The sequence below is a fragment of the Catalinimonas alkaloidigena genome (assembly GCF_900100765.1).
In the GTDB taxonomy this organism is placed as follows: Bacteria; Bacteroidota; Bacteroidia; order Cytophagales; family Flexibacteraceae; genus Mooreia; species Mooreia alkaloidigena.
On sequence record NZ_FNFO01000003.1, the window covers coordinates 388,969 to 400,291 of the forward strand.

Consider the following 11,323-nt stretch of genomic DNA (forward strand, 5'->3'; position numbering starts at 1 on the left):
TTACTCAAATAGCTGGCCGGCCCGATGCGGCGACACAACACCTAAGTGCTTGTAGGCCTGCTCGGTCGCTTCCCGGCCGCGCGACGTCCGTTTGATGTATCCCTCCTGAATCAAAAACGGCTCGTACACTTCCTCAATCGTTTCCGCTTCTTCGCCACATGCCGTCGCGATGGTGCTCAGTCCTACCGGTCCGCCTTTGAATTTACTGATGATGGTGTTGAGAATCCGGTTGTCCATTTCGTCCAGCCCGTTTTGGTCTACATCCAGCGCATCGAGTCCCATTTTGGCAATCGCGACGGTAATGCGGCCATCGCCCTTGATCTGCGCAAAATCGCGAGTGCGGCGCAGCAAGTTGTTGGCGATACGCGGCGTCCCACGGCTCCGGCGGGCAATTTCGTAGGCCGCTTCGTCGTCAATGGGCGTATCCAGAATGGCTGACGAGCGCTGCACAATGCTGGTCAACAACTGCGCGTCGTAATACTCCAGCCGTGCGTTGATGCCAAAACGCGCGCGCAACGGCGACGTGAGCAGCCCGGCACGGGTGGTTGCGCCTATCAACGTAAACGGATTGAGCGAAATCTGCACCGTGCGTGCGTTAGGCCCGGCATCCAGCACAATGTCGATTTTATAATCTTCCATGGCTGAGTAGAGGTACTCTTCCACGATGGGATTGAGCCGGTGAATTTCGTCGATGAAGAGGACATCACGCTCGTCCAGGTTGGTGAGCAGCCCCGCCAGATCGCTCGGCTTGTCCAGCACCGGGCCGGAGGTCACTTTGATGTTGGCGGCCAGCTCGTTCGCCACGATGTGCGAGAGCGTGGTTTTACCCAATCCCGGAGGTCCGTGCAGCAGCACGTGGTCCAGCGCTTCACCGCGTTTAGAAGCCGCCGCTACGAAAATTTTCAGGTTTTCTACCACTTTGAACTGCCCCGTAAAATCTTCGAAGCTTAGGGGGCGAAGCGCCCGCTCGACTTCTTTTTCCGTCGTCGAGAGCTTATTGCTATCGCCGCTCAAATAGTCTTTGCGCATTGTCTATTTTTGTCAGTAATCGTCCTGTTATGAAACGAAAATACCTGAATTTTAATTCTGTTTATCGCGTTTAAAGACAGGAATTTCCATTCTAATTTTCACATGAATTCGCGTAAAAAAAATGCCATCTACAGCGTGTTTCTGGCCATTGCGCTGTACGGCGGCTATCAGTACCAACAATCGGTTGTTCGGCAGCAGCAGGACCAGCATCCTACTTTGGCTGGCAATACCATGGGCACCACGTACCACATTCGGTATCAGGACGCACAAGGCCGGAATTTACAGGAAGGAGTCGATTCGCTGTTGGTCGCGTTTAACCAATCCCTGTCTACTTATATTCCCACCTCAGAGATTTCCGAATTTAACGATTCTCACGCATTGCGTTACCGCTCTCCTTATTTTTTTCCGGTACTGCAAAAAAGTAAGGAAGTTTTTGAGCTGACCGACGGGGCTTTTGATCCTACGGTTATGCCCCTGGTGAAAGCCTGGGGATTTGGACCTGGGGAACGTGAGTATCCCGATAGCGCCCGCGTCGACTCGTTACGCAGCCTGGTGGGGTTCACCCAAATTGAGTTTGACAATACTTCAGTCCGTAAGGCGAAAGAAGAGGTCATGCTCGATTTTAGTGCCATTGCCAAAGGCTACGGTGTAGATGTAGTTGGGGAGTACCTGGAGGAGCGCGGCATTCAGGATTACATGGTGGAAATTGGCGGGGAAGTGCGTTGCCGGGGGGAAAACGCCGAAGGGCAGTCCTGGCGGATTGGGATTAAGAATCCGGAATACAAAACGCAGTCGGACGAGCGCCCCACCGCAATTCTCAATCTGCAGGATCGTTCGATGGCGACGTCGGGCAATTACGAAAACTATTACATCAAGGACGGACGTCGTTACGCACACACGATCGACCCTAAAACGGGCTATCCGGTTGAACACACGTTGCTGAGTGCTTCCGTAGTAGCCACCGATTGCATGACGGCCGATGCGTTCGCCACCGCCTTTATGGTGCTGGGCAAAGACAAAGCCATCCAGCTGGCCCAGCGGATGGAAGATCTGGAGGTTTTGCTCATTTACAGCGACGAGGCAGGAGAACTGCGTACGTTTCAAACCCAGGGGATGGCGGCGCTTATGCAACCCTCCTCCCCACAACCCTAAAAATTTTTCGTGCTTTGTTTGCGGGTTAGAAAACCTCCTCTATATTTGCACTCCCCTTTCGGGCAAGCGGGTTCTTAGCTCAGTTGGTTCAGAGCACCTGCCTTACAAGCAGGGGGTCGTAGGTTCGAATCCTACAGGACCCACCGCAATAAAAAAGCCTCTACGATGTAGAGGCTTTTTTATTTTCTGACTTATCAAAAGCTTACGCTTCAGAGACTTGGTTCCGAATCGGAGCGTGCATTTGATCGATTTCCCCTTTGTTTCCGAACCACTCAGCCAGTCCGTACGCGTAGGTCTTATCGTCTTTGATACGCTTCAGCGCGCCTTTTTTGTAAAGGTTGTTCAGATTGCTGTGGATGTTTTGCTTGTATTTTGATTCCTGAATCTCGCCGCTTTCAGTTTCGGCCATCTGCTCGAACAGCTCGGCGGCGTTCATAGCACGGTCGTTCTGCTGAATCGATTCCAGGATTTTAGTAGCGAAAGAAACGCGAGGCGTCTTATCAGCATCCGATTTTTTGGCGCGGCCCGAGGCTTTTTTCGGTTTGGCAGCGGCAGTAGCGGCTTTTGCCGTGCTTCCTTTTTTACGACCGCGGGTCTTGGGAGCAGGTTTGCTTTCGGTTCCACCCGATACGGCAGCAGCAGCTCCTTGAGCCTCTTGCAGTTGCTTGATCATGTCTGAAACCGAAGCTACTTTTTCTTTCAGTTCCTGCATTTCTGCATTGAGCTGCTCTTTTTGCTCCTGATAGTAGCCGATGAGTTGACTAAGCTGCTCTCCAGAAAACTTTACTGATTTGTTCATAAGACGCGGAATTGAGATTAATTTAGTTTGCGTTGATGAGGTACTAGAATCTGCTGCACTTAAAACAGCATTACTCAAACAAAGTTTGCTCAATTTATAATATTTTATTCACACCAAACAAGAGCAAACCTTCATTCAACACGTTTAAGCTGACGAATGAGTCAAATCCTTCGCTCAAAAAGCAAATCAATTTCAAGACCAGCTTACCGAAAGGGTTTTATAGCTGTTATTTTCAGGAGAGACTAGCAACCCGCTTGGAGAGGAAACGCGGTAAAAATTACGTCAAAAAAAAACCTGGAGCAGCTTGCGCCTTGCGCTTTGCCGACTCCAGGCTCTTTCAACCAGCTATGGAAAGTTTAATATTTTGTTCGGAAATATGTCTGATTTCCGAGGACATGTCAAATGTAAACATCTTTATTGTGCATCCAAAGACCTATTCGATATATTTCCGCAGAATCACGATAAATAAAAATGTTACATGGCTGAATGGCGAAAATAGGCCTTATTTCTTTTGGCGATCCTGCACCAGCTTCTCCAACTCGAAGAGTTCGTCGCGCAAACGGGCGGCTTCGATAAAGTCAAGTTCCTTCGCAGCCTTCTCCATGTTCCGGCGCGTTTTCTGTAAAAGCTTAGTCAATTCCTCTTCGCCCATGTAGGCCACGACCGGATCGGCCGCCACAGAGGGCGTTTCCAGATCGGCAGCGTACATCTTCATCTCTTTCTTCTTGGAATCCGCCACTTTGGTTTGCCCTAAAATAGCCTCTCGAGATTTCAGTACGGTCTGCGGCGTAATGCCGTGCTCTTCATTATAGGCCTGCTGGATGGCACGGCGACGGTTGGTTTCATCAATGGCGGCCCGCATCGACTCTGTAATCTTATCGGCGTACATCACCACCGACCCGTTGGCGTTACGCGCCGCCCGCCCAATGGTCTGAATCAGCGAACGGTTATCGCGCAGGAAGCCCTCTTTATCGGCATCGATGATCGCTACCAACGATACTTCGGGCAAGTCCAAGCCTTCGCGCAGCAGGTTGACCCCTACCAAGACATCGAACAGCCCCAAGCGTAAGTCACGCAGAATTTCCACCCGATCCAGCGTTTTTACTTCGGAGTGAATGTAGCGGCATTTTACATTCAGGCGCTCTAAAAAACGCGTTAGTTCTTCGGCCATGCGCTTGGTCAGGGTCGTGACCAGCACGCGCTCGTTGCGCTTGACCCGCTCGTCGATTTCGCCCAGCAGATCGTCAATCTGGTTGCCGCTGGGGCGTACCTCAATGACCGGATCGAGCAAGCCGGTCGGACGAATTATCTGTTCCACGACTACGCCCTCCGAACGTTTTAATTCATACTCTCCGGGCGTTGCCGACACATAAATGGTCTGTCCGGTGAGCTCCTCAAATTCGTTGAACGTGAGCGGTCGGTTGTCAAGTGCGGAAGGCAACCGGAACCCGTAATCGACCAGTGATACTTTGCGGGCGCGATCACCGCCCCACATGGCCCGGATCTGCGGAATGGTGACGTGGCTCTCGTCCACTACCAGCAGAAAATCGTCCGGGAAGTAATCGATCAAACAGAAGGGACGCGCCCCCGGCAAGCGTCGGTCAAAATAGCGCGAGTAATTCTCAATGCCCGAGCAATAGCCCAACTCGCGCATCATTTCCAAGTCAAACTCGGTGCGCTCTTTGATGCGTTGCGCTTCCAAATAGCGTTGTTCCTGCTCAAAATGCTTGACTTGCATCACTAAATCGTCCTGAATCTCATACACCGCCTGGTGCAGCAGGTCCTTTCCAGTTACGAACAGATTGGCCGGGAAAATAGAGATGATTTTTTCGTCAGAAAATTTAGCGCCGGTTTCCGGATCAATGCGCTGGATTGCCTCTACTTCATCGCCCCAGAAGAACAGCCGGTACGCAAAGTCGGCATAGGCCGGGTAGATGTCGACCGTATCGCCTTTGACACGGAACGTGCCTCGCTTAAAATCCGCTTCCGTTCGGCTGTAGAGGATATTGACCAGCGAAAACAAAAAGACGTTGCGAGCCACCACATCGCCTACCTGCACCTGCATTACGTTCTTTTGGAACTCGTCCGGATTGCCAATGCCGTAAATACAGGACACCGACGCTACGACCAGCACATCGCGGCGGCCCGACATCAGCGACGAAGTAGCGCTCAGCCGAAGCTTCTCAATTTCGTCGTTGATGGCCAGATCCTTCTCGATGTAGACATTGGTGGTGGGGATGTAAGCCTCTGGCTGATAGTAGTCGTAATAAGAGATGAAATACTCGACGGCATTGTCTGGAAAGAACTGCTTAAACTCGCCGTATAGCTGCGCGGCCAAGGTTTTGTTGTGGCTGAGGACCAACGTGGGGCGTTGCACCTCCTGCACCAAATTGGCAACGGTGAAGGTTTTGCCGGAACCGGTAACGCCGAGTAGCGTCTGGGCCAGGTCGCCGCGCTGGACGCCTTCGGTCAGTTGAGCAATGGCCTGAGGTTGGTCACCCTGAGGCTTAAATTCAGAGGATAGCTGAAATGGCATAAAGGCTTGGGATTAAGGCCAAGCGTCAGACGGGTTCGTTCCAGATCTCCCACGCTTTCTCGGCCTGTAAATGCAACATTTCCAAGCCGTTTTTAGTTTGAGCCCCCTGCGCTTTTGCCCGGTGCATACATTCGGTCACTTCCGGATTATACACGAGATCAAACAGATAATGTTGCGACGTGAAAGCTTCGTACGGAAGGTCGGGGGCTTGCGCCACATTAGGCCACGTGCCCAAGGGAGTAGTGTTGATGATCAGCCGGTGCGCCTGCAAAATTTCCGGCGTCAGGGTCTTGTACGTAAAATCGGCTGTGGCCTGGCGCGACACAAAATGATACGCAAGGCCCAAATCGTCCAGCACCGCGCGCACCGCTTGCGAAGCGCCACCGGTTCCCAGAATGAGTGCTTTGCCAGCGAAAGAATCAGGCAGGAAGCGCTCCAGCGATAAACGGAAGCCATCGTAATCGGAATTGTAACCGACGTTGCGTCCGTCAGGAAATCGGCGGATCACATTCACCGCACCTACCTTCTGGGCTGAGGGCGCTAGCGCATCCAGAAAGGGCATCACGGCCTTTTTATGAGGGATGGTAACGTTGATGCCCATCAAGGTGGGTTCGGCTTCGCACAGCGCCGGAAAGCGCTCGATGTCGGGCAACTCGTAAAGCTCGTAGGAGGCCTCGGCAATGCCTTCGCGAGCAAACTTTTCGGTGAAGTACTTTTTGGAAAACGAGTGGGTCAGTGGGTAGCCGATCAGGCCAAACTTTCGCATGGTTATACCGCTTCTTCTGCGACTGCTTCTGGTGCAACCGCCAGATGGTCAATCAGGTACACGACGGCAAAGCCCACCAGTGCCAGGGCCACTGCCGAAAAAAGATAGGGTTCGCGGCCGGTCAAGTCCAGGTAGTCGAGCGGCAGCACATTTTCTTGCACCAACGGCTTCACTTCGCCGTGACGATCAGTGTAGGTAGAAATGGTTTCTTTCCACGGCCACACCTTGTTCAGCGATCCGACCATAAAGCCCGTCAGCAGCGCCACCGTCAGGTTGTGGTATTTCTCCAGCATCCATTTCAACAGGCGCGAAAACGAGAGAATGCCAACCAAGCAGCCCAAAATGAACGTCAGGATCGTTACCACGTCCAATTGCTTGACCGCATTCAGAATGTATTCGTATTTGGCCAGCAACACCAGGATGAAACTTCCGGAAATGCCGGGCAGAATCATGGCACAAATGGCAATGGCTCCCGACAGGAAGATGAACCACGCAGCAGTGGGCGTTTCTGCGGGCGTGGCCTCGGTAATCAGGTACGCGGCTACGACGCCCAAGAGAAGGGCCACCACGACGGGGACAGTCCAGCGGGAAACCTTACGCCCCACAACCCACGCTGAAGCGACAATCAGCCCAAAGAAGAAAGACCACAGCAATTCGGGAATGTTCGCCAACGCATAGAGCACAATGCGGGACAGGGTTATGATGGAGAAGCCGATCCCGGCGAACAGCACCAGCAGAAAGTTGCCGTTGATGTGCTGCCAGAAAGCTTTCACATGCCCCTTCACCAGCAACCGGATTGCTTCCGCATTGACCGACTGAATGGAACCCAAAAGCTCTTCGTATATCCCCGTGATAAACGCGATGGTCCCTCCCGATACGCCGGGTACTACGTCTGCCGCCCCCATCGCCAAGCCGCGTGCAAACAAAAGAAGGTTTTCTTTGATCGTTCTCATGAACACGCCAGCCGTCGGGACCCCAACAGCGCTACTTGTGGTTATTATTCAGGAAGTGACTGAATGTATCGCCGCGCAGGCCCAAGCGAACCGTTTCCAGGGGAATCACCTCGTGGGGCGAGATGTTACCCAAGTTCACGTTGGCCCCCAGCAGTTTCACGAACCACACCTGCTGCTCTTTCTGCGGGGCTTCCCAGATGATTTTTTCGAAAGGAATTTTGGTCAAGATCTCTTCGACCAACCCGGAGCGCACCTCGCCCGAGGACCGGAATAGACCTACGTTACCGCTCTCGCGTGCTTCTCCGATTACCTTCCAGGCACCGGCATCCAATTCCGTTTGCATCAAACCAATCCATTTGTAAGGTGGAATGATTTTCTCAACGTCCTTAGAGCCTACTTCTGAAAGCACCGTTACCTGTTGGGCCAGCTGGCGAATGTATTCGCATTTTTCATCGTGCGGCAGGTCAATGGACCCGTCGGACACCTCTGCGAGTTCCATTCCGAAACGATCCAGCGCCCGGCGGTAATCGTCAAATTGGTTGCGGATGATAAAAGCTTCAAAAAGCGTCCCTCCAAAGTAAACGGGAATGCCCGCATCTCTGTAGACTTTCAGCTTTTGGTCAAGGTTAGGCGTAACGTAGGAGGTTGCCCACCCTAGCTTGACAATATCGATATAGTCGGATGAGGTCGATATGAGGTCTTCTACCTCACGTACGCTCAAGCCTTTATCCATGGCCATGGTCAATCCGTAATCACGGGGTTTCACCACGCGCTCAGGAATGTTATTGAGCTGGTAATTCATTAAGCGCCTTTAGTTCTGAACTGATCGATAATCTTGTACAGCGCCTTACGTGATTGAGGTTCAGTGAAAAACTCAAAAAGCACTGTATGTTTATCGAAGTCCAAAATTAAAGCATTTTCCAAATAAATCAGGGCCTCCTTGTATTGGCTATCGCAAAGTAAGTACGCAGCGCAGCGATAATGCAGCTCTGCATCGTTTGGTAATTCATCTATTCCACTGGTAATCAGGCTGATAGCTCGCTCGTAATCGCCTTGATCAAAGTAGATATAAGACCACTCCTGCCAGAGCTCAGCATTCTCCGGCTCCAGAAAACTGGCGCGCTCGTACGCTTCGGTGCTGGAGATGACGTTTCCGATCCGGTATTCGGCCCGTGCCAGGTCGATCCAATACAGGTCGTTGTCTTCGTTCAGCTTAATGGCTTTCCGCAAGAAATGAATCGCTTCGTAGTTCTTGTTTTGCGCCATCAGACAACTTCCGATTCCGTAGTAAGCGTCGTCGTACTCGCTATCGAGCTTCAAGGCCTGCCGGTATTGTGACAGGGCCCGGTCGTACTGGCCCAGGCGTTCGTAGCACGCTCCCAGGCACGTGAGCGTTTCCGGGTTTTTTTCTTCCAGATCGCGCGTACGCAGATACGACTTCAGCGCTTCGTCGTAACGCTCCAGATTCATGTACGTGTTGCCCATGTTGAACCAAGCCGACGCAAAGTCAGCTTTCAACAGCGTGGCGTATTCGTAAGCCTGCAACGCTTCCTCGTGCTCTTCCATCTTGCTATAGACAATCCCCAGATTGTACCAGGCAGGAGCCGAGAACGGATCGAGATCAATAAACTTTTTGTAATACGACAGGCTGCTTTCCAACTGCCCCGTAATTTCCAGGCAATAGGCCAACTCGTAAAGCGCATCTTCGTGCGTCAGGTTGGCCTCGAGCGCTTTCTTGTGGAAATGAATGGCTTCGTCGTAACGGCCCCAATGCTGGTAGGCCATGCCCATGGCAAACAACAACTCGTCACGCTCTTCAATACCGTCCAAGTAAGGTTCCATGTGCTGGATGGCCTCTTCGTAACGTTGCGCCTGCGTCAGCAACGCACCGCGCAATACGATCAGATCGGTGTCGTTCGGCTGGAGCGAAACGGCTTGGTCAATCAACTCCAGGGCGGCTTCTACCTGGCCCAGGTTGGCTAGAATTTGTGCACGACTGTGAAGAATTTCAGCTGAGAAAGGATACTGTTGGCTTGCTAGGTCGCAGGCTTTTAGCGCACGCTCCGGCTGGCCTGTTTCATTATAATGGTTAATGATGTAATCAAACGTTTCAAGGTCGAAAAAACAGGCTTCTTGGCGGTCGAGCATCTCCTCATATCTCGCTATCCACTCTTTCCCTTCTTCCCTGTTCTTAAAGTGTCTCGCCATGTAGTTTTGTTAAAGGATAAAGATGGAACTGTACTTTCAAGATAACAACTTTGTGACGGTCCCTCGAACCCAATATCGGCAATATATTACGTTCGGCAAAGGCCCCTGGGGATAAAACATAAAACATCGCCAGTAAGTTGCCCTTACAGTTTTCCCTCACCGAAGTTCTCTCGTAACACTCGACACGTCCACTCAATTGTGTCGTCGAATGGGCGAAATTCATAGTTTAGTAACGCCTTAACTTTCTCGTTGGTATACCGGAAATCGCGATTGGCGTTGCGCGCTACATCACGCGTTACGGTCGGTCGCCGCCCCGTCAGCAGCTTACGTGCCAACTCCCAGCGCCACGCGACTTCGGCCAGGAATCGCCCCGCCCGGAAGGGGGGCTGCCGCCGGTCAAACGCCTGAGCGATCCGCGCAAACAGGTGATGGTATTCGACGGCCCCGGCGCTGACGATGAAACGCTCGCCGGCGGACACATCGTCCTCAAGCAACTGCGTAACAATCTGCGCGACATCCCGCACGTCGACATAGTTGGCCTTCCCTTGGGTGTAAAACCACCCTTTGTTCCAGACGTACCGGAAGATTTTCATGCTGCTGCGCTCCCAGGGGCCAGGGCCTAAGACCAGTGAAGGATTGACACTAAAGGCATGCAGCCCTTCGGCAATGCCCCGGTATACTTCCAATTCGGCCAGGTATTTGGTCCGCGCGTAAAAAGAATTGTAAGGCGATTCAACCCACTGTGCGTGTTCGTCGATGACTTCTCCCGGCCGGCGGCGGCCCAGCGCCGCGACCGAACTGATGTGGCACAGCCGCACAACAGCGTTTGCCAGGCAAGCGTTCACTACATTGGCCGTTCCTTCTACATTGGTGCGCAGCATGTCGTCCTCTACGCCCTCTTCAAAAGTCACCATAGCCGCTGCGTGGATCACGTATCGACACCCCTGTACATGCTGCCGTAGCACGGGTACGTCGAGCAGATCGCCGTAGACAATTTCTAGTTCCGGCAGAACGTCGCGCAACAACTGCAAATCGGAAGTTTCGGAGCGTATTAGCGCACGAACCGGATGTCCGGCCAAGAGCAATGCCTTCACAAGGTAAGCACCGACCAGTCCGTTAGCGCCTGTTACTAGAACCATGCTACAGGTTATAATTAAGCAAAGGTAATTCTACCGCTTTCCGGTAATAGGCGTTCTTCTGGCGGATGGCCTCGATTTCTTCCAGATGCTTGCGCCGATGGCAGTCCGAGCCCAGCATGTGCACCCACCCCTGGTCGATCATGCGTTCGGCACAGCGGCGCGCCCCTTTCGAGTAGTACCCACCCAGCGACAAAATGTTTACTTGCATCAGCAGCCCCATTTGCAAGAGCCGTTCTACCATCGAAAAGTCGTTTTGCAGGTATTGATAACGTTCCGGATGGGCCAAAACGGGCTGATACCCCACAGCCTGTAACTGAAAAGCCAGGGCCTCCAGCAGGATCGGGGCATTGAGGAAAGACGTTTCGACCAGCACGTAGTTTCCGCCAAATGTCAGCAAAGGTTGCCGCTCTTTCAGGCACTCAGCAAAGTATTCGTCCAGATAGTACTCTGCAGCCGCCTCGATCGTCAGGTCGATCCCTGCCTGCGCGACGGCGTCACGCACCTGTTGCAATCCCTGCTCGATGATCTCGGGCGTATTTTCGTAATAATCGTGAATGATGTGCGGCGTGGTGATGAGCTTGCGGTAGCCTAATGAGGCAAAATACCGAATCATTTCGATCGATTCTTCCAGCGTCTGCGCACCATCGTCGATGCCCGGAATCAAATGCGAATGCATATCCGTGAGCAAAGGGGGCGGGGGTGGCAGTTTCCTGCCGAACAATCGCGCTAGCATGGAGTAAC

General features: G+C 52.6%; 10 protein-coding genes and 1 tRNA gene. 2 read left to right on the forward strand and 9 right to left on the reverse strand.

The window, feature by feature from the left end:
• A complete protein-coding gene (gene ruvB / locus BLR44_RS08775) occupies positions 1-1,029 on the reverse strand; it encodes a Holliday junction branch migration DNA helicase RuvB (RefSeq protein WP_089681331.1) in 1,029 nt (342 codons plus the stop codon).
• A 102-nt stretch (positions 1,030-1,131) separates the two neighbouring features.
• Here ruvB and BLR44_RS08780 point away from each other — a divergent pair, with 102 nt between their 5' ends.
• Both BLR44_RS08780 and BLR44_RS08785 read left to right on the forward strand, forming a co-directional pair.
• Entirely contained in the window at positions 1,132-2,181 is a 1,050-nt protein-coding gene (locus tag BLR44_RS08780; RefSeq protein WP_089681332.1) for an FAD:protein FMN transferase, read from the forward strand.
• A gap of 68 nt (positions 2,182-2,249) precedes the next feature.
• A tRNA-Val gene (locus BLR44_RS08785) sits at positions 2,250-2,324 on the forward strand.
• A 59-nt stretch (positions 2,325-2,383) separates the two neighbouring features.
• Here the strand turns inward: BLR44_RS08785 and BLR44_RS08790 are convergent.
• The 8 genes from BLR44_RS08790 to BLR44_RS08825 form a co-directional block, all read right to left on the reverse strand.
• On the reverse strand, positions 2,384-2,980 hold the full coding sequence (locus tag BLR44_RS08790) for a hypothetical protein (RefSeq protein WP_089681333.1): 597 nt from the start codon (positions 2,978-2,980) through the stop codon (positions 2,384-2,386).
• 502 nt (positions 2,981-3,482) lie between these two features.
• Positions 3,483-5,516, reverse strand: coding sequence for an excinuclease ABC subunit UvrB (gene uvrB, locus BLR44_RS08795; RefSeq protein ID WP_089681334.1), 2,034 nt, complete (start codon positions 5,514-5,516; stop codon positions 3,483-3,485).
• 25 nt (positions 5,517-5,541) lie between these two features.
• Positions 5,542-6,282, reverse strand: coding sequence for a shikimate dehydrogenase family protein (locus BLR44_RS08800; RefSeq protein ID WP_089681335.1), 741 nt, complete (start codon positions 6,280-6,282; stop codon positions 5,542-5,544).
• Positions 6,283-6,284: 2 nt separating this feature from the next.
• Positions 6,285-7,235 carry a polyprenyl-phosphate transporter gene (locus BLR44_RS08805; protein ID WP_089681336.1) on the reverse strand — a complete coding sequence of 317 codons (951 nt, stop codon included), beginning with the start codon at positions 7,233-7,235 and terminating at the stop codon, positions 6,285-6,287.
• A gap of 31 nt (positions 7,236-7,266) precedes the next feature.
• The gene (locus BLR44_RS08810) at positions 7,267-8,037 is read right to left on the reverse strand and encodes a phosphosulfolactate synthase (protein WP_089681337.1); all 771 of its coding nucleotides are present in this window, start codon (positions 8,035-8,037) and stop codon (positions 7,267-7,269) included.
• On the reverse strand, positions 8,037-9,443 hold the full coding sequence (locus BLR44_RS08815; RefSeq protein ID WP_089681338.1) for a tetratricopeptide repeat protein: 1,407 nt from the start codon (positions 9,441-9,443) through the stop codon (positions 8,037-8,039). Before BLR44_RS08815 ends, BLR44_RS08810 begins: the two co-directional genes overlap by 1 nt.
• A 143-nt stretch (positions 9,444-9,586) precedes the next feature.
• A complete protein-coding gene (locus tag BLR44_RS08820) occupies positions 9,587-10,582 on the reverse strand; it encodes an NAD-dependent epimerase/dehydratase family protein (protein WP_089681339.1) in 996 nt (331 codons plus the stop codon).
• Between the two features lies 1 nt (position 10,583).
• On the reverse strand, positions 10,584-11,258 hold the full coding sequence (locus BLR44_RS08825) for a tyrosine-protein phosphatase (protein WP_245706011.1): 675 nt from the start codon (positions 11,256-11,258) through the stop codon (positions 10,584-10,586).
• Positions 11,259-11,323 lie beyond the last annotated feature (65 nt).

Coding starts and splice junctions, on each gene's coding strand:
- BLR44_RS08790 (WP_089681333.1), bottom strand. CDS start 2,980: ATGAACAAATCAGTAAAGTTTTCTGGAGAGCAGCTTAGTCAACTCATC.
- uvrB (WP_089681334.1), bottom strand. CDS start 5,516: ATGCCATTTCAGCTATCCTCTGAATTTAAGCCTCAGGGTGACCAACCT.
- BLR44_RS08825 (WP_245706011.1), bottom strand. CDS start 11,258: ATGCATTCGCATTTGATTCCGGGCATCGACGATGGTGCGCAGACGCTG.
- BLR44_RS08805 (WP_089681336.1), bottom strand. CDS start 7,235: ATGAGAACGATCAAAGAAAACCTTCTTTTGTTTGCACGCGGCTTGGCG.
- BLR44_RS08780 (WP_089681332.1), top strand. CDS start 1,132: ATGAATTCGCGTAAAAAAAATGCCATCTACAGCGTGTTTCTGGCCATT.
- BLR44_RS08820 (WP_089681339.1), bottom strand. CDS start 10,582: ATGGTTCTAGTAACAGGCGCTAACGGACTGGTCGGTGCTTACCTTGTG.
- ruvB (WP_089681331.1), bottom strand. CDS start 1,029: ATGCGCAAAGACTATTTGAGCGGCGATAGCAATAAGCTCTCGACGACG.
- BLR44_RS08815 (WP_089681338.1), bottom strand. CDS start 9,443: ATGGCGAGACACTTTAAGAACAGGGAAGAAGGGAAAGAGTGGATAGCG.
- BLR44_RS08810 (WP_089681337.1), bottom strand. CDS start 8,037: ATGAATTACCAGCTCAATAACATTCCTGAGCGCGTGGTGAAACCCCGT.
- BLR44_RS08800 (WP_089681335.1), bottom strand. CDS start 6,282: ATGCGAAAGTTTGGCCTGATCGGCTACCCACTGACCCACTCGTTTTCC.